Here is an 18814-nt window from a genome sequence, read left to right as displayed (position 1 = left end):
ACTAATTTGAAGCAGCTTCAGCAGATGCTTCATTTAAAAACTCTTCTATCTTCTTACCATCTTGTAATTCTTTTATCTTTTTATTTAATAATTCTATAAAGTCTTTGTTGTTGTCAGCTTTTTTGATTGCTGCTGCCATACCTTCTGTTACATCTTTCCCAATTTCAGTATTTGCCACTTTTATTCCATCATATTTTTTAACATTTATTAGAGAAACTGCTTCATTAGTGACAACTGCATCTATGTTTCCATTTTTTAATTCTGTAATTAAATCAGGTATTGCTTTTAAAGATTTTGTAGTTGTCATTTTTAAAGTGTTAACTACATACTCTTCTTGGATACTTCCTGCTTGAACTCCAACTCTAAGTTTCTTTAAATCATCTTCAGTTTTTACTTTGTCCATATCTGCATCTTTAACTATAACTGAATTTCTACTTAAATAATATAATTCGGAGAAATCAATACTCTTTTCTCTATCTGGTGTTGGAGACATACCTGCAAGAATAATATCAACTTGGTCTGCATTTAAAGCACCTACCAATCCATCAAATGACATATCCTTAATTTCAACCTTTACACCAAGCTCCTTTGCAAATTCTTCAGCCAACATTATATCGAATCCTTTTATTGAATCTTTTCCATCTACTACCTTATGGAATTCAAATGGAGGAAATTCTGCACTAGTACCAACAACCAATTTTCCACTTTCTTTTATTTGTTCTAATTTTGTCTTTTCTTCTCCACCACTACATCCTACTAGTGATAATGTTAATCCTAATACTAATCCTAAACTTAATAATTTTTTAAATGCTTTCATTTTAATTACCCCTCTCTTTTAATTATAATTTCCCTCAGATTTTAATACTTAAATGTTTCGAGTTACAAAAAAAGTCTCTCAGTCTTTAATGACTAAGAGACGACTTTACCGCGTTACCACTCTTATTGATAAATACTTATATTGCTTTCAAAATTTGTGAATGTTAGCCTTTAAGCCGTATGGATATTTTGATTTTTAAATCAAAAAAGTCCCTTAGCTTTACAGCTAAGAGACGAATTATATCCGCGTTACCACTCTTTTTGATAAGTAAGTACTTATCCTCTCAATCCCTTAAGGCGGGCAAACCAATTATCATACTAAAATTTCTGATAATCTCCTCCAGAGCTCTCTTCACATAGACTTCATTGCTAGGCTTACACCAACCCCTAACTCGCTGTAAATCCATATATGCTACTTTCTCTATCACTGGATTTGTTTCCTTAAATTGTTAATACAATTGTACTTCCTTATAATATTTTTGTCAATAAGTTTTTTATTTTTTAATAATTTTTACTTGTAAATTATTTGAATACTACAGTGTATATTTATTGAGACTCTTTGTATAATCATAAATAGCATCTTTCATATTTTTAACTATCTTTTAGATAATACTAAATAATATATTTAACATTGTTGCTATTTCTAAACAACTATAAATAATATATTAAGCGTTTATTTCACTTTTTAGTAATTATAAATAATACATTTTATACCTATCTCTTTGCCTTACACATAAATAATATACTTCTTGCTAGTCTATACCTATAAATAATCTATTATCTGCCTATCTAAGTTTAAATTCTAAATTAAATAATATAAATTATATTCTTCAATAAACAAGTTTTCAAATCTAAGATTCGCTCTCTATCTTTAAACTTTATTGTAAACATAATTCCATCTTTTTTAATTATTTCTCCTTCATGAAATTTTTTATGATATACCTTATCCCCTACACCAATACTATCAATTTCTTTTTTTGTTGGCGATTTTATATCATTGATAAACAATGATTTATCAACTTTCTTGCCATACTTGTTTAAGGTAGAGCTTATACATAATTTTTCTTCAGCTCTTGTAATAGCAACATACATAAGTCTTCTTTCTTCTTCTAATTGTTCTTCTTTTTTCTCTTCCTTACAAATATCATATGATTTTTCATGAGGTATTGTTCCTTCATTCACACCTATAATATAAACATTTCTAAATTCTAATCCTTTTGCACTATGCATAGTTGTAAATATAACACCCTCAGTCTGCTTATTCTTGTTATTTTCCATTAACTCAGTCTTTACCCTATCAATATGCTCTAAAAATTCTGTCAGAGTATTAAAATTAGTAGCTGAACTCTCAAGTTCATTTAATATCTCTACAAGTCCGTTAGTCTTTATTTTTCTATTACTGCAATAATCTAAAACGTATCTATCATAATCAAGGCTAGTTCTAATATAAGATATTGCGTTTTTAGGATTTAAAGTATTTAAATAACTTAAATCTATTTCCAAATCATTTATTGTTTTAGCCTGTTTAGGATGAAGATTACACTTATTTATTAATGCTGTTATAAAATCTTTTTCATCCTTAACCATATTTACACTGTCTTTGGATATATATCTAAAGGGTTTATTTATAATTCTTAGCCAATCTTTATTTGATTTTGGATTAATACCAATTCTTAAATATGCTAATATATCTTGACTTGCCCAATGGTCATATATTGTAATTACTGAATCTTTTACTACAAATGGAATCCTCATATCCATAAATACATCTACTAATGCTCTTGACTGTATATTGGTTCTATAAATTACTGCAAAGTCTGAATACTCTACATAATCTTTTTTTATTTCGTCAATTATTTCCTTGGCAATATATAAGGCTTCCTCCTCTGAATCATGCGGAGAAATATAACTAACACTTCCTCCAGAACCTTGACTGCACTTAATGACTTTTTCGTATCTATTTTTATTTTTGTCGATAAGTCTATTTGCAGTATGCACTATTTCACTTTTAGACCTATAATTTATATCTAATATTATTTTTTTAGTATTATTAAAGTATTGTTCAAATTCAAGTAAAAAATCTGGTCTAGCTCCTCTAAATCCATATATACTTTGGTCCTCATCTCCAACTGCAAATATATTGTTCAAAGGGCTAGAAATTAACTTTAAAACTTCAAACTGTACTTTATTTATATCTTGAAATTCATCTATCAATATATATTTATACACATTTCTAACCATTTCCAATGCAGACTTATTATTCAAAAGTAAGTAATAAGTTCTTATAAGCATATCATCAAAATCAATTTTATTAACTTTGGATTTTTGCTCTTCATATAAGTTATACACTTTTAAAAACTCATCTTTTGTTAGTACTTCTGAATTAAATTCGTTTTTATCCATAAGTTCATTTTTTACATAAGAAATTTCATTTATAACTTGTCCTATATTCTCATCATCATCAGCATTCTCTATATTTAAACTTTTTAAAATTGTCTTGATTGTCATTCTCTTTGATTTTTCATCAAATATACTATCTAAATTGTATCTTTCAAAGTATCTTAGAATCTTAAAAAATACAGAGTGGAAAGTACCATAAGTCACCTTATTAAGCCTTATATCATCACCTAAACTTAAAGCTCTATTTTTCATTTCTATTGAAGATGCCTTGGTAAAACTTATTGCCAAGATTCTTGTTGGTGCTATGTTTTTGTTTACGACCATGTTAGCTATTCTATATGTAATTACTCTAGTCTTACCTGAACCAGGCCCTGCAAGTATCATGCAAGGCCCATCTATATGTTCAACTGCTTTTAATTGATTTTCATTTAAATTTCTTATATCTATATTTGTTGTGATTATTAGCTCCACCACCCTAATTCATAATTATATTATTTTCTTTTTAATTATAAACTAAAAGTTCATAAAAATACATTTAATTTTTCCTCTATTAAACCACACCATTCCTATTTTCATGACATATCTTGAGCTATTTTTTAATTTCGTCACTTATATCTTCACGGATAAATGATAGTTTACTAATATAGTATCCCTGCATATAATCTATTGCCACCAGCATTACGTCCATATGTATCATTAATATATTCTAAAGGATTCGTTAAAATATCAAAATCTCTTTCATATTCTATCTTACTTTTTTAAACTACATACTGTAAGTAGTAAAACAATCATTGATGTGATAATTAATTTTGTAAACTTACACCTATTCATAAAATATAACCATTCAAATTATAAAATTTATGATAGCATTAAAACTGTAGCTTCACTATTTATATTAATTATAGAACGTTTATTGATAAATTTAAACAGGATTTACAGCATATTTAAAAGCAATTAAGAAACATACAATTACAAATATTGAAAATAAAGCTTTTGCATAATTTTTATTTCTAAATGCACCAAATGTTACCAATCCTTGTTGAATAGCTACTGTAATTACTAAAAGTATCATTATTATATTAAGTTGAACCAACTTAAATAAATAAAGTAATGAAAACACTACTAGAAGTACACATAGTACAATACTAGATTTATTAATAATATCATCAATCTTATCTACTTTCCTAGATTGTTTATTAGCTTCCTTTAGTTTTTCTTTATTTAAATTCTCAACCTTTTTATTATACCTTTCTCTTGTTTTATCTTTATATTTTGCGTTTTTATTTTTATTACCCACTTATTTACTCACCCTCTATAAATTTTTTTACTTGAGCTTTTACATTATTTAAATATTATATATTTAAGTTAATATTATATTAAGATACCATATGTTCTCACAAAAAGGTAAATTACTATTCATCTATTTTTAATTTTCGCATAAAAAAGCCATCTCTTTTTGGAAATAATTCTGTATTGAGATAGCTTATTTAACTACTTATTTTTTGCAACATTTTCTACATTATCATATTTACTATCAACTAAAACTATATCGACTCTTCTATTTTTTGACCTACCTTCTTCAGATGAATTCTCTGCTATTGGTCTAAATTCACCGTATCCTACAGCAGACAATTTATCTGGTGATATACCTGCATTGTCAATAAGAAGTTGAACAACATTGGTTGCTCTCATAACTGATAAATCCCAGTTTGACTTAAACTCAGAATTTTTTATAGACATGTTGTCTGTATGACCTTCTACCCTCATGTAACTATTCATTTCATTTAACATCTTACCAATTTGAATAATCTTATCTCTAGAATTATCCTTTACAATTGATTTTCCAGTATCAAATAGTATTGTATCTTTAAGTCTTATTACTAGTCCTCTATCTTGAACTTTTAGTGATACTGAATTAGCCATATCATTTTCATTTAAATACTTCTGAATTTCCTCACCAACTTTTTTAAATTCAACATTTTGTAAACTGTCTAAATTATCACTTCCTGGTTCTATTTTGCTATTACCACCTTCAATAACTCCAGCAGACCCACCAAACGCAGAATTTAGAGATTGAGATAATTGTTTATATTTCTCTGCATCAACATTACTCATAGAGTACATTATGACAAAGAAAATCATAAGTAATGTTATGAGGTCTGAATAAGTTAAAAGCCATCGCTCATTATTTTCTTCTTTTTCATCTTCATCATGCAACATAAATATTCCATCCTTTTATATTATTCAGCTTTAACATCAGTCTCTTCAAGTTCAACTAATTCTTTTGAATTTAAAAATATTTTTAATTTTTCTGTCATTAAATTAGAATTATCACCCTCAAGTATAGATAGTATTGCTTCTATCACCAAAAGTCTTTCGCTTATTTCCTGTTGATTTATAGCCTTAAGTTTTGATGCTATTGGTAACCATATTAAATTGGCAGAACCAACACCATATAAAGTAGCCAAAAACGCAACAGAAATTTGAGGTCCTAATGCATCTGGATTACTTGAAAGATTACCTAAAATATGTACTAGCCCCATAACTGTACCTATTATCCCCAGTGTAGGTGCATATCCCCCTGCTGAATCAAAAATTGCTATTCCTTCTTTATGTCGTTTTGATGTTATCTGTATCTGTGATTCCAATATGTTTCTTATAGTAACTGCATCCACTCCATCTACCATAAGTTCAAGACCTTTTCTAATAAAAGGGTCTAAATCATCATTCTCGCTTATTTCTTTATCAATGCTAAGAAGCCCCTCTTTTCTAGCCTTGATTGCAATTTCTTTGAAATATATTATATTTTCTATATTATTAGGTCTTTTATTTTTAAAAGCTAATAACATTATCTTTATAGACTTTTTAAACACTGGAAATGGCGTTGAAGCCCCAACAGCTCCTATAGTTCCACCAAAAACAACTAGTGCTGATGAAAACACAAATAATGCTCCAACATGCCCTCCGTCAATGATAAAAGCAACTACTAAAGATACTATCCCCACTATGAAAAAAATTAAAGTTATCATCTATTCCCTCCTTTCTTTAGTTATACATATCGAATTATTTATAGACATTATAAAAAGACTATCTTTAACAAGAATAGCCTTCAATAATTGGCGGAGAAGGAGGGATTCGAACCCTCGCACCGGTTACCCAGCCTAATCCCTTAGCAGGGGATCCTCTTGAGCCACTTGAGTACTTCTCCAGATTTCTATACTATTAAATTATATAATAAAACTATATTTTAGTCAATTATTTTATAAAATTTAAGTTATTTTGAATTATTAAATATCTATTTTTACTTTTTTACTTAAATGTAAGTTTCAAATATGGTAAAATTATCTTGCATAATACTTATAATATTATTTGATAAATATACATAAATCCTAACTTAATTGTAAGTTATACAAAAACTAAAATAATACTAATCCAAGAAGGACATTTTTTAAATTCTATTGTTATTTTAAATCATCTAAATTTACAAAATGTTGTAGATAAATTTATTTTATACAAATTTATCTACAGCCTTTTATGTGAATATATCTAAACAATATCGTAGTTATTTATTTCCTCTGCACAATGAGAATCTGAACCTAAAACTAATGGAACATCGTATTTTTTTACCAACTCCAATAAGTATCCATCTATATAAGGTTCTTTGCAGTACTCTTTTCTATTTCCAGAAATATTGTAATCAAGCTCATAACCTTTTTCTTTGATTAACTTTATTAAATCTTCAAGTACTTTGTTTCCTACATAATCGTATGGAAATACCTGATTGAACTTTCTAACTAAATTTAAATGACCTATTCTTTTTGGCTTATGTATCCCTAAATCTGAATTTACAGCTTTTATCAATGTTTCATAGTACTTATTATAAACAGCTTCAATACTACCTAACTTGTCGATTAAATTTTGAAACTCTTCTACACTGTAATCTACACAATAATAATCATAATCAATTTTAATTATATGTACTGATAAGAGAGAATCCTCTAACTCTTCTCCGTATTTATCTAAATTATTCTTTGTCCCTTCTTCGTATCCTTCTATAAAATCTACTTCTGACCCCACATTTATCTTGATTTTACCTTCATATTTTTCTTTCAACTTCTTAACATCATTGAGATACTTTGGTAAATCCTCAATACTCATACAACTATCATTTTCAGGAGCAGGGTCTTTAAATCCATTTGCATATGGAAAATGTTCTGTAAATGTCATTTCTGTTATTCCAACAGAAATTGCCCTTTGTATGTATTTTTCAAAATCATCCTTACTCCCATGAGGACAATAAGGTGAATGTATATGACCATCTCTCATAAATAATTCACTCCTTTTTTAAATAAAAAATCTCATATAAATACATGAATTTTTTTAACTTCAAAACAATATTTTTTAATCATACTAATTTTTATTATATCTAATATTGAAGTAATTTTAAACATTCTTTAAAATATATTAATACTGATACTATTTTTAACATTCTTTAAAGTATCTTAATACTGATACTATTTTTAACATTCTCTAAAGTATCTTAATACTGATACTATTTTTAACATTCTCTAAAGTATCTTAATATTGATACTATTTTTAACATTCTTTAAAGTATCTTAATATTGATACTATTTTTGACTTAACATTGATACTTTTTTAGATAGTAACTCTCAATACATAAATACTGAGCATTAAATAACTAAATCTTATAATAAAATTTACTCATTAAAGTATATTACATACTATCTAGAAATTTCAATAATTAAATATCAAAAACGTAAAAATCGCCTATATTAAAACATATAAGCGATTTAATTATATTTACATATGTTTTTTAGCCTCTAACAACATTTTATTAGCTTCTTCCATATACTCTATAGCCTTTTCAATACTCTTTGCTGTTTCTTCTTTTCCAATAGCTCTAGCTTTTTCAACCCACTCTCTAAATCCTTCTTCATGAGTTTCATTGTGATTTATCCAATGTACCAAAAGTATTTTTAAAGTTTTTTCATCCTTAGACTCTGATGATTCCTCATGGCTATGTTCGTGGTCGTGGTCATGAGCATGGTCATGTGGATGTTCATGACATATATCTCCATGAGTATGTTCGTGACAATGGTCATGGTCATGATGACCATGATGATATCTTACAATCTCTCTATCAAAAATCATTAGTTATTCCCCCTGTTATTTTATATTAAATTCTTTTTTTATAAGATTTACAGAATCTTTTACAAGTAGTGCTAATGGTTTACCTTCTAATCCAACTAACTCCACATTTTCTGGCATAATAGGTAAAAGTATCTTAAGTGCCTCACTGTCTGCAATAGCTTCACTTATATTGCAAGTAACTTCTCCCATCATAGAATTAGGTATTATTACAGAAATAGGTGCAACTATTATATTTGCTTTTTTAGCTGACACTACTATAGCATTTTCCCCTGTAGCTCCTTTATTAGCATGAGCCTTCATCATAGAACTAGTTGCTATAGAATTAGTCCCTAGTGCATAAATTTCTACATATGTAGGTAACTCTTCTCTCAAAGAAGAAACTATCTGGGCTCCAATACCTCCACCCATTCCATCTATCACTGCTATTATCATATGAAATTCCCCTATTAATTAATTTTCTTGTATTATTATCTTATGGTCCATCAATCTTATTTCTTTAATTATCCCATCTATTATCTTTTGCTCTCCTAATAAATCAGTTAAATAAATCTTTCCATCACAAGGGTCTATATTAACCACATTTTCCATAACCTTTTCTAACTCATTATTACTTTTACAAATGAAAGCTGATGATTCACACATATAAATCTCCTCCTAATATGATTTTATTAAAAATCAAAAAAAGATTTCCTTAGGTATTTCAATACACCAAAGAAACCTTCATGATTTCAATTTTCGTATATTATTATACCTTAAGTATATCACTTTAATTTATATAAAGTCAATTAAAGTTAACGCTTTTTATTGTACTCTTCATTCTTGTATTTTTCATATAATTCTTCAGCTAATTTCTTCTCGTAATCAGTCAAATCGCCCTCTACAAACTCAACATTAAATTGTTCAGCCAATCCTTTTACTATGTTTTCCTGTAGAATATCTATGTCTATTTTTCTACCAAGTTCATTTTCTATTCCACTAGCCTTCTTAGCTGTAAATTTCATAGCCCTTTTTTTTAATTCTGGCGTCTTAGTTTTTATCAGTTTAAACAATTTTTCTACATCAAAATCCAGTATTATTGAACCATGTTGCAATAAAACACCGTCTTTTCTGCTTTGAGCACTTCCAATTACCTTCTTATTATTAATAGTAACTTCATATGATGCATGTGCATTAAAACATGCAGCTGATAGATTTTCCCTACTTATTCTCTCGCCCTTATTTAAATTATCTGTTTCTATACCACTTAAATTCAATCCTTTAACTAGACCTTCGCTTATATATCTATAAGATAGGTTGATACTCTTATCAATTAAAGGATTATCTTCTCCTATAATTATACTATAAGTTAACTCATTATCATGTAATACAGCTCTTCCCCCTGTAATTCTTCTAGTATAGTCTATATTCATACATTTACACTTATCCAAATCTATCTCGTCTTCCAATCTTTGAAAATATCCTATACTCAAACAAGCTGGCTCCCATGTATAAAATCTAAGAGTTGGCTTACTATGTCCCTTCTTATATGCAGTAAATATAGCTTCATCAATTGCCATATTCATTGCACCATCATATGATTTATTATTTATAACTCTCCACTGATTCATGATTATTACGCCCCCATCTTTAGTATAAATATATCCTAGAAATCCTCTACAAATTTATTTCTCTTATTGCTAAGTCTATTTCACTTTGATTTAAAGGTCTTGAATAGTTGTATATAGTACTTCCTGGTCTTTCATTATAGTATGGTCTATTGCAGTCCTTGCATCCTCTTATTTCAAAAGGATAACCCTTGTTTATGTCTTTTATAATATCATTGTCAAGTTTTATACTATCTAAGTATCCATTTTTAAATTCAAAGTACTCTTTCGAATAACCTTTATTTATCATATAAGACATTAATTGTACCCTTCTATAATTTTCTATCTTTGGCTGACTTATTTTTTCCATTTTAGTTCCTCTAACTGGAGTAAATGCAAATAAGCTAATCGTTATATTATTTTCCTTTAAATAAGTATATAAGTTGTATATATCTTCATGACTTTCACCCATACCAACTATTATATGAGTACTTATTTTATTTGGATATGCTTTTGACATTTCAGTTATAAATTTTAATTTTTCATCATAATTATTTCCTTTTATTTTTTCATACAATTCTTTATTTGCTGCATCTATCGCTATTCCTATTTTATCTACTCCTGCTGAAAAAAACTTATTTATCTGTTCATTATTTTCTAATTTTGCAGATAATGAAATTGGCATATCTATCTTACCACTTATATAGTTTATAAAATCTAAAACAGACTTGTGTGCTTCTTCACTTGCCATTGATTGAATGCATATTCTCTTTATATTTTCTCCTTTATAAGTTTTTAAAGCATCTAATATGTCCTCTTTAGAAAACTTTGGCCAAACTACTCTTGATAACTTATCTTTTCTAGTACTGCTTTCTATTGATTGAGAACAAAAACTGCATTTGTTTATACATTTTTCTCCAATCATTATATACGCTGTAGTAGGAGGTATATCGCTTTTTTTGTTTAGTATTCCAAGTTCTATTGCTGTCCCAGATGATAATCTAATCATAAAACACAACACTCCTTACACTCAGTTATTGTCATATTCATTTCTATAGCCTTATTCTTAGCAGACCTTGATGGTAGTACTATTTTATTGACTCCACACATTATAGATAGCTGGTCTAACTCTTTTCTATACAATCCTCTTGGTCTCATACACCCTAGATTAATTTCAGTATTTGGCAAATTAATTCTGGCTTCACACAGAATATCTGCTACCCCTTCTAATTTAGGTGGGTCTACATTTTCATACTCAGTTCCTTTCGTTGGAATAAGTACTATAAATGTAAGTTTATTAGGAGGATTTTCTTGTAGGTATTCTATAATTTCATATTCACCCTTTATTTGCCCTCCCTTTAAACCAATACATATATGTGGTGCTACCTCTGTATTTTCTCTTATTGTATTATAAACTTCAATATAATCATATTTACTTTTTTCCATCTTATAAACTTCTCTTATAGTCTCTTTATCAAAGACTAAATCAAAAGATACTATATCTAAATACTTACACAACTCTATAATACTACCTTTATCCATAAGACCTAAATGAGCATTCAACCTGTACCCTTGTTCCTTTAACCTTTTAATAGTCTGAATATGAGTACTCATTGGAACATCACCGTCATAACTACATCCACCACTTAATAAAAAACTAGTTATATTTCTTGACTGTACTTTTTCCTTATAATCCTCTATTGGCACCATATTGTTTAAATAGTGACCATTACAATGAGCACATTTCAAATTACATTGATTACTTGTAGTACTAAGAGCTAGTGTCTGATTAGGATAAGCAAACTCTATTTTATTTCCAAAATTCTTTAATTTAATATCAAATGCTATTTTCATTTTTTCAGATATATTCTTATTCATAGTTTATTCCTTTTCAATTACATTTTACTCTTCCAGTAATTTCTTTGCTGTTGGGAACTGCTCTATATTCGTATGTGGTAAGAAACATGCAGATATAAATTCATCCATATAACTTGGATATACACTAAGTTCAACATAAGTTATTTGATTACCTATTTCCTCAAGCTTATTTTTTGCATCTTTACTTATAAGAGCTAAGTAAGAACCAACAAGCGAACTATTTCCAATATAAGTAAATTTCTCTCTATCAATATCAGGAAGTAATCCTATAATTATTGAGTTTTCTATGTCTAAGTTATTACCTATACCACCTGCTATATAAACTCTATCTAATATACTAAAGTCCATGCCTAAACTATCTACAAGAGTATATGCACCTGAATATATAGCTCCTTTAGCTCTAATGAAGTTATCTATATCAACTTCATTGACTACTATATCATTTTCTAAATCAAACTCTTCCTTAAATGCTAATACATACTCTCCTATCTCATGCTCATTAAATCTAACTCTCTTATTATCCAAATCCCTGTATATCTTACCTCTTCTATCTATTACACCTTTAGTAATCATTTGGCAGATTAAATCAATTATACCAGAACCACATATACCAACTGGGACACATTCATCTATAATTTTTAATGTTGGCTCTAAAGTTTCTTTATCAATAGTTACTTTCTCTATTGCTCCTGCTGATGCTCTCATTCCACAGCTTATACCTCCGCCCTCAAAGGCAGGTCCTGCTGAACACGCACAACTCATCATATAATCTTGATTTCCAAATACTATCTCTCCATTAGTTCCTAAATCTATAAATAAAACATTTTCTTCACTTGACCATATACCTGCTGATAGTACACCTGCTGTTATATCTCCTCCTACATAACTTGCAACAGATGGAGCTAAGTACACATATGCACTGTCATTTACGAAAAGACCCACATTTTCCCCCATAAGTTTTGGAGATTTCAAAAATGGAGGTATGTAAGGCTCTTGTCTTAAGAAGTCTGTATACACACCTAAGAATAAGCTTGTCATAGTTGTATTTCCAGCAGCTACTAACGTAACTACATCCTCTTTATTTATTCCATTTCTTTCGTATATTGTTTTTAATAGAGGGTTTATAGTTTCCTCAACTATAGCTTTGTGAAGTGTTTCTAATCCATTCTTTTTAGTTGAATATATAATTCTATTTATAACATCTGCTCCATATTTTATCTGTGCATTTCCAGAAGATGCTTTATCTACTACTTCTTTTGAATATAAATCTACTAAACATACAACTACTGAAGTTGTACCAATATCTATTGCAACTCCATATAAGGAATTTTCTTTATTTCCTTCTTCTATATTTATGATTGTAAGTTTCTTTTGTTTTTGAACATATGTTATTGTAATTTTAAAATCGCTCTTTCTAAATACGGTTGGCATCTTTCTAAGTATATCCAACCTAAAATCTATTTCATTATATCCTAGATTATTTCTAACGTATCTCTCCAGTCTATCTACATCGCTTATATTATCATCTAAATTTGGCTCTTCCATTTCTATGTATTTCTTTTTTATATTTGTTTTAAATTGAAGGTTATGCTCTTCAATTATTTTTTTGGCTCTTTCAAATATTTCTCTATCTTCTTTTTTGTTACCACCTTCTATCTTCATACCATGCATAGAAGATGATACTTTAGAAGGAACTTCAATTTCTATATCTGAAATTACCTTTGTACAACAAGCTAGTATATAGCCTTGTTCCCACTCATCATCCGTTATATGTCTTGTTTTTTCTGTATCAACTTTTCCATTCAATAATTTTACTTTACATTTACCACAAGACACATTTCCATTACAAGGAGCGTCTATAAATATATCTGCATTTCTTGCAACCTCTAGCAATATATCCCCCTCATTACAATAAACTTCTTTATTGTTTGGTGTAAAAGTTACTTTTATCATATTATCCTCCCAATTTGTTCTATATATTATAAAAGGAAAGTATAGCTAAATTTGCGTGCACTCAAATTTTACTATACTTTCCCCAATTATAATAATATCCTAATCTTTAATTATTCTAATCCAGCCTCGTATTCTTTATCACTTAATAACGTATCAAGTTCAGCCACATCAGCTAGTTTTACTTTTAATATCCAGTTTTCGTATGGGTCTTCATTTATACATTCTGGCTCATCTTCTAATTTCTCATTAACTTCTAATACCTCACCATTAACAGGAGATATTAAATCAGAAGCTACTTTAGAAGATTCAACTACTCCAAAATCAACTCCCTTAGTTACAGTATCTTCTACTTCTGGTGTTTCAACAAATAATATTTCTCCTAATTGATCTTGAGCATAGTCTGTTATGCCTATATATACAACATCTCCATCAATTACTTTTACCCACTCATGATCTTTAGAGTATTTTAATTCTGGTAATAATTTCATTTCGATAGACCCCCAATATTATATTATTGATTAAATTATTTAAATCATATTAATATTATATCACACTATTTTAAATTTTCCATCAATTACATTACACTTTCCATAGCTAATGCTGGATGACCTTTTTCTTCTAAGAAAGCTAATACTCCTTCAGAATCGTCAGCTATAGTTTCATCACAAACCATATCACAGAAGTTTTCTATTCCAGTCATTTCTTTAACTGTAGCATTTAATTTATCAGCTACATAATCTTTTAATTCTTTTGGCATCCAAACTATTCTTTCTGGTCCACCTTCTGCATAAGCGAATTTTTTAGAAGATATGAAATGTCTTCCGTGTCCCATGAATCCTGGAGTTTGAACTCCTCCACCTGTCATAGAAGCAAGTTCTCCAAAAGTCATACCAACTGGAGTAACACTTGCAAACTCTCTGTTAACTACAACAAATCCATTTGCTTCTGGCATTATACCACAGATACATTCGAAGCATCCACAAGAAGTCATTGGGTCTTCTAATATAGAGTATAATGTAACAGATTCAACTGCACCTTGAGATATTTGGTTTACAGTTTCATTTACTGAATTCCATACACCTGTTCTATCATCTAAGCACTCGCCTTTTTCTATTGGTTGGCAAGGACCTGTTGGGTCTAATTCTTTAGTAGCCTTAGCATCTAACCAGCTAACTGCTCCACAAAGACCAAGTCTTTCAGGAGTAACAACACAAACGTGAGCTGGTGCAAATGATTGACATAAGTTACAAGAATAGAAAGTATCAACACTTTCATCAACTAGTGAAGCTAATCTTTCATCTCTAGCATTGTACTTAGCTATTGCTTCACCTTTTAATTCAGAAACTTTTTCAGCATCTGTAATTATAGTTATTTCACACTTATCAACAACTGATTCAAACTCATCTAACATCTTAGCATATAAAACTTCTCCTATATGCTCAAGTCTAAATCCTTTATCAAATGCATCTTTAGAGATTCTTACCCAAGCCATATCTCTTTGTCCAACGTGCATTACACCTTCTATATAGTTTAAGAAGTAGTGGAAACGTCTTTCAAGAACTGGCTCGAAATCTTCTTGCATGTTTTTACCAGCTATTTTAACTATTACAGCAAGTGGTAATCTTAGCACACCATCTGCATCAACTTCATCTATATTTGGTCCTATTATTTCTATCTTATGGTCTTCAACTTCAGTTGCTTCTTTCTTAACAACAAGTTCCCAAGCTTCAGTTCTGTTTCCGCCAAACTCAGCAAACATGTCGCTCTTTCTAATTCTCTCACCTTCAAATGCTGCTGCAAATGAAACTGGGATAGGTATTTCAGTAACTTTTATTTTTATTCCTCTAGCTTCTAATGAAGTAGCTACTATCTTATCGTAATCTTTTTGAGTTAATAAGTTCATTGGAACTTCAAGAACTGTTTGGTCAGTTACAACTGGGAATCCTAAAGCTATTGCTCCAGCACCTGCAGATACAACTAATTCACTTAGTGGTCCAAATGCATTAACAAATGCAGGAACTCTATTAGCTGTGTATTCTAATAATCCGTTTAAATCACCAGGAGTTAATCCACCGAATATTAACGCTGCTCTTACTGCAACAGATACAACGTGGATAACAGAAGTTACATCGTATCCTAGAGGTATAACTCTTAGTTCAAGACCCATTTTTACTCCAGCTTCTATAGCTTGGTCTATAACTTTACCAACTAAGAAAGTTAATAAACCTTTAGATTGATAATCTTTTATAACTTTTGCTGCTGATTCAGCATCAGGACACTCACCAAGAACAACTGCAACACCAGGTATATCTCCTGTAACTAGTGGTACACCAAGTGATCTGATTATAGGGTCAGTTATATGACCTGCACATGGCTCACTATATGGAGCATCCATAGTTGAATATTTTAATGCTTCAATTACTTCTGCAGCTAAAGCTGTAGCTAAACCAGCATTAAAAGCATGTTCTAATAAATGAGTTCTATTTATTAAAGATTTTACTACTTCTAAAGCACCTTCTAAGTCCCCTAAAGTATTCATTTTTTGTCCTGTTGCAGCATATATACAAGGTAATGAGTATGCTGTATCAGGGAAAGCAACTTTATGCTCTTTTCCATTTTTTTCTATAGCTTCGGCTAACATAGCCTGAGCTGCACCTAAAGCTTGTTCTGACCCTGTAAAGATTATATTATATAGATTCATTCTATTTCCCCCTTTAATATTTATACCTATTTTTTTATTAACTATACCCTAAAAACCCTAGAAAGCAAATCCACCTTCATTTAACTCTAAGAAAGAGTCTGCATATAAAGATGCCCCGTTGATTATGTCACAAGATTTTACAGTTTTCATTAATTCTGGGTCACATGGATTCATTATAGCTGAACTAAATCCATTAGCCATTGCCATTGCTAAGAATGCACTATCTAAAACAGGTCTAACATGCTTAGGACATCCATTAGATACATTAGATAATCCTCCTGTAGTTAAAAGTCCCATTTCAGTCATCATTTTTATAGCTTCTAAAACTTCTACTTGTTTCTCTTGCATACCTTTTATAACTAAGCATAATGGGTCAAATAGTATATCAGTTGGCTCCATTCCTAACATTAAACCTTTTTCTAATATTTCTTGGCAGTAAGCCATACGCTCATCATTATCTCTTGGGATACCTTCTTTTGCACATAAGCCTATAACCATTGCTTCATATTCAGCTGCTATATCTATTAAATCAAATCTTGAACCAGCATCAGCAGAGTTTATTATTGGTTTTGCATTAGTTCTATCGTAAACTTTAAGTCCAGCTTCGATAGCTTTTTTATTAGCTGTATCTAATGCTATAGGAACATTGTTGAACTCAGATTGAAGTAATTTAACTCCCCATGTCATTATTTCTTCGCCATCTCTTTCAGCAGGTCCTATATTAAAATCTATATAATGTGCTCCTGCTTCTAACTGTTCTTTAGCTCTTTTTAAGATTGGAGCTGGGTCTCTTTCTGCTAATGCCTTTCTTATTGAAGGTGATATACAGTGTATTCTTTCACCTATAATCATAAATTTTTCCATTTATAATGTCCCCCTTTAAATTTAATATTAATAGTTAGTTAATATTTTATTAGTTTGTTTGGCATGCTTTTTCTTGGTATCCTTTTAAGAACTTAGGTAATTCCATAGATTCCTCTGGTCCTATAACTACATTCCATCCTGGTAAGTTATCTTCTATATCACCTTTAAGTACTGCAACTTTTCCTGGAATGATAAGGTCTTTACAATTAGTTACTTCTTCTACTTTACTTTCTTTAATGAAAGCAGATATTGAGTTTCCACCAAATTTACCAGCAGCCCAAGATGTAAGAACTGAATATCCACCTGCATCTGGTATTACTAACCATACTGGAACTTTTGATCTTTCTATATCACCAGCAACTATGAAGTAAGTTAATGCAAAGTCAACAGTAACTAATACTGGAGAATTTTCATCTGGGTTGTTGATTGGATAAATCTTTGGTTCAACTCTCATTGGTCTTTGTGGGTCAGTGTATATGTTTTGTCTTAATGCGAATAATGGTAATGCCTTAGCATAATTAATATCATCTATTACTATTATAGAACCGTATTTTATAGTAAATATTGATGATAAAGCTACTTCCATCATAGGGTTTGAATTAGATAATCTATTTGCAAATACTATTGAAGGATATCCAAATGTTCTATCTTGCTCTTTTAAAGCTATTCTTCTAACTTGTATAGCATTAGTGTAAGTATCTTTTATGTTTTCTCCTGTTACATCTAATACTAATTCTTTATATCCAGCAGTTTGAACTAATTCAACTGTTTCATATAATTCTTCTAAGCTACCAGCTTTTACACCTAATGGTAAACTTGCTCCCTTAACAACTTCTATCATATCTTTGTAGTTCTCTTTAGTTGCTCCATATACCATTGGTCTAGCATCTTTTAATACTTCAACAGCTTCTTTAACTACTTGTGCATCATCACAAGCTAAAATATAAGCTATTTCTAATCCACTGCCTTTTATTTTATCAATTAATTTTAAATATGCATCTTTGTCTCCACAATACTCTAAAACAGCCATTTCAACTTTCATTTGTTCACCAATTCTTACATAGTCAACTTTTTTCATATTAGCTATTTTAGCATCTACAGCTTCGTCACTCATACATGTACAGAATGAAACTGCATATCTATTTCTACTTACTAATGTTTTTTCATGTCTAAATAATACTGTTTCTCCACCTAATTCGTATTCAGATGCACCAGCACCAACTTTTAAAGCTTTCATTAAAGGTGCAGTAGCCTCTGATAATTTTGCTATAGCGTCATCAGACATATGTGGGCATTTACCTACTTCTACAGCTCCTGAAGCAACCTTCATAGAGAAAGCCATACAAGTTGGGAATCCACAATCCTTACAGTTTTTCTTTGGTGTTAATTTAAATATATCTAAAGCTTTTAATGCCATTATTTTTTCCCCCTAACCTTAACAATTTAA

General features: G+C 29.7%; 17 protein-coding genes, 1 tRNA gene and 1 other annotated feature. All 18 genes read right to left on the bottom strand.

Annotated elements, in window-relative coordinates; translation table 11 throughout:
* Position 1: 1 nt before the first annotated feature.
* Positions 2–817 carry a transporter substrate-binding domain-containing protein gene (locus JJC02_03875; GenBank protein UDN55330.1) on the bottom strand — a complete coding sequence of 272 codons (816 nt, stop codon included), beginning with the start codon at positions 815–817 and terminating at the stop codon, positions 2–4.
* Between the two features lie 225 nt (positions 818–1042).
* Positions 1043–1253, bottom strand: a binding site (T-box leader).
* Positions 1254–1623: 370 nt separating this feature from the next.
* Positions 1624–3690: an ATP-dependent helicase gene (locus JJC02_03870; GenBank protein ID UDN55329.1), complete on the bottom strand. Its 2067-nt coding sequence runs from the start codon at positions 3688–3690 to the stop codon at positions 1624–1626.
* A gap of 448 nt (positions 3691–4138) precedes the next feature.
* The gene (locus JJC02_03865; GenBank protein ID UDN55328.1) at positions 4139–4513 is read right to left on the bottom strand and encodes a hypothetical protein; all 375 of its coding nucleotides are present in this window, start codon (positions 4511–4513) and stop codon (positions 4139–4141) included.
* Between the two features lie 194 nt (positions 4514–4707).
* Positions 4708–5436, bottom strand: coding sequence for a flagellar motor protein MotB (locus JJC02_03860; GenBank protein UDN55327.1), 729 nt, complete (start codon positions 5434–5436; stop codon positions 4708–4710).
* Between the two features lie 20 nt (positions 5437–5456).
* Complete coding sequence (locus tag JJC02_03855) at positions 5457–6245, bottom strand: flagellar motor protein (GenBank protein ID UDN55326.1); 789 nt, start codon at positions 6243–6245, stop codon at positions 5457–5459.
* An 88-nt stretch (positions 6246–6333) separates the two neighbouring features.
* Positions 6334–6424: transfer RNA gene (locus JJC02_03850), tRNA-Ser, on the bottom strand.
* Positions 6425–6762: 338 nt separating this feature from the next.
* Positions 6763–7542, bottom strand: coding sequence for a histidinol-phosphatase HisJ (gene hisJ, locus JJC02_03845; GenBank protein ID UDN55325.1), 780 nt, complete (start codon positions 7540–7542; stop codon positions 6763–6765).
* A gap of 495 nt (positions 7543–8037) precedes the next feature.
* A complete protein-coding gene (locus tag JJC02_03840; GenBank protein ID UDN55324.1) occupies positions 8038–8388 on the bottom strand; it encodes a zinc transporter in 351 nt (116 codons plus the stop codon).
* A gap of 15 nt (positions 8389–8403) precedes the next feature.
* A complete protein-coding gene (locus tag JJC02_03835; GenBank protein ID UDN55323.1) occupies positions 8404–8820 on the bottom strand; it encodes a DUF3842 family protein in 417 nt (138 codons plus the stop codon).
* A gap of 18 nt (positions 8821–8838) precedes the next feature.
* Positions 8839–9030, bottom strand: coding sequence for a CooT family nickel-binding protein (locus JJC02_03830; protein ID UDN55322.1), 192 nt, complete (start codon positions 9028–9030; stop codon positions 8839–8841).
* A gap of 149 nt (positions 9031–9179) precedes the next feature.
* Positions 9180–9995, bottom strand: a complete 816-nt coding sequence (locus JJC02_03825) for a lipoate--protein ligase family protein (GenBank protein ID UDN55321.1) — start codon at positions 9993–9995, stop codon at positions 9180–9182.
* Positions 9996–10041: 46 nt separating this feature from the next.
* Complete coding sequence (locus tag JJC02_03820; GenBank protein ID UDN55320.1) at positions 10042–10980, bottom strand: radical SAM protein; 939 nt, start codon at positions 10978–10980, stop codon at positions 10042–10044.
* On the bottom strand, positions 10977–11849 hold the full coding sequence (locus JJC02_03815) for a radical SAM protein (GenBank protein UDN55319.1): 873 nt from the start codon (positions 11847–11849) through the stop codon (positions 10977–10979). Before JJC02_03815 ends, JJC02_03820 begins: the two co-directional genes overlap by 4 nt.
* 24 nt (positions 11850–11873) lie before the next feature.
* Positions 11874–13802, bottom strand: a complete 1929-nt coding sequence (locus tag JJC02_03810; protein UDN55318.1) for a DUF4445 domain-containing protein — start codon at positions 13800–13802, stop codon at positions 11874–11876.
* 110 nt (positions 13803–13912) lie between these two features.
* Entirely contained in the window at positions 13913–14290 is a 378-nt protein-coding gene (gene gcvH, locus JJC02_03805) for a glycine cleavage system protein GcvH (GenBank protein UDN55317.1), read from the bottom strand.
* An 86-nt stretch (positions 14291–14376) separates the two neighbouring features.
* The gene (gene cdhC, locus JJC02_03800) at positions 14377–16503 is read right to left on the bottom strand and encodes a CO dehydrogenase/CO-methylating acetyl-CoA synthase complex subunit beta (protein ID UDN55316.1); all 2127 of its coding nucleotides are present in this window, start codon (positions 16501–16503) and stop codon (positions 14377–14379) included.
* A 57-nt stretch (positions 16504–16560) separates the two neighbouring features.
* Complete coding sequence (locus JJC02_03795) at positions 16561–17367, bottom strand: dihydropteroate synthase (GenBank protein UDN55315.1); 807 nt, start codon at positions 17365–17367, stop codon at positions 16561–16563.
* A gap of 49 nt (positions 17368–17416) precedes the next feature.
* A complete protein-coding gene (locus JJC02_03790; protein UDN55314.1) occupies positions 17417–18784 on the bottom strand; it encodes an acetyl-CoA decarbonylase/synthase complex subunit gamma in 1368 nt (455 codons plus the stop codon).
* Between the last annotated feature and the right edge of the window lie 30 nt (positions 18785–18814).

The organism is Clostridioides sp. ES-S-0054-01, from assembly GCA_021561035.1.
In the GTDB taxonomy this organism is placed as follows: domain Bacteria; phylum Bacillota; class Clostridia; order Peptostreptococcales; family Peptostreptococcaceae; genus Clostridioides.
The sequence above is the reverse complement of the archived record's forward strand: the minus strand, read 5'-3'. Positions and strand labels throughout refer to the sequence as shown.

What these genes read in the sequence shown, in the direction of transcription:
- JJC02_03860 (UDN55327.1), bottom strand. Translation starts at nt 5,436, where the DNA reads ATGTTGCATGATGAAGATGAAAAAGAAGAAAATAATGAGCGATGGCTT.
- JJC02_03790 (UDN55314.1), bottom strand. Translation starts at nt 18,784, where the DNA reads ATGGCATTAAAAGCTTTAGATATATTTAAATTAACACCAAAGAAAAAC.
- gcvH (UDN55317.1), bottom strand. Translation starts at nt 14,290, where the DNA reads ATGAAATTATTACCAGAATTAAAATACTCTAAAGATCATGAGTGGGTA.
- hisJ (UDN55325.1), bottom strand. Translation starts at nt 7,542, where the DNA reads ATGAGAGATGGTCATATACATTCACCTTATTGTCCTCATGGGAGTAAG.
- JJC02_03815 (UDN55319.1), bottom strand. Translation starts at nt 11,849, where the DNA reads ATGAATAAGAATATATCTGAAAAAATGAAAATAGCATTTGATATTAAA.
- JJC02_03840 (UDN55324.1), bottom strand. Translation starts at nt 8,388, where the DNA reads ATGATTTTTGATAGAGAGATTGTAAGATATCATCATGGTCATCATGAC.
- JJC02_03825 (UDN55321.1), bottom strand. Translation starts at nt 9,995, where the DNA reads ATGAATCAGTGGAGAGTTATAAATAATAAATCATATGATGGTGCAATG.
- JJC02_03810 (UDN55318.1), bottom strand. Translation starts at nt 13,802, where the DNA reads ATGATAAAAGTAACTTTTACACCAAACAATAAAGAAGTTTATTGTAAT.
- cdhC (UDN55316.1), bottom strand. Translation starts at nt 16,503, where the DNA reads ATGAATCTATATAATATAATCTTTACAGGGTCAGAACAAGCTTTAGGT.
- JJC02_03830 (UDN55322.1), bottom strand. Translation starts at nt 9,030, where the DNA reads ATGTGTGAATCATCAGCTTTCATTTGTAAAAGTAATAATGAGTTAGAA.
- JJC02_03835 (UDN55323.1), bottom strand. Translation starts at nt 8,820, where the DNA reads ATGATAATAGCAGTGATAGATGGAATGGGTGGAGGTATTGGAGCCCAG.
- JJC02_03875 (UDN55330.1), bottom strand. Translation starts at nt 817, where the DNA reads ATGAAAGCATTTAAAAAATTATTAAGTTTAGGATTAGTATTAGGATTA.
- JJC02_03820 (UDN55320.1), bottom strand. Translation starts at nt 10,980, where the DNA reads ATGATTAGATTATCATCTGGGACAGCAATAGAACTTGGAATACTAAAC.
- JJC02_03795 (UDN55315.1), bottom strand. Translation starts at nt 17,367, where the DNA reads ATGGAAAAATTTATGATTATAGGTGAAAGAATACACTGTATATCACCT.
- JJC02_03855 (UDN55326.1), bottom strand. Translation starts at nt 6,245, where the DNA reads ATGATAACTTTAATTTTTTTCATAGTGGGGATAGTATCTTTAGTAGTT.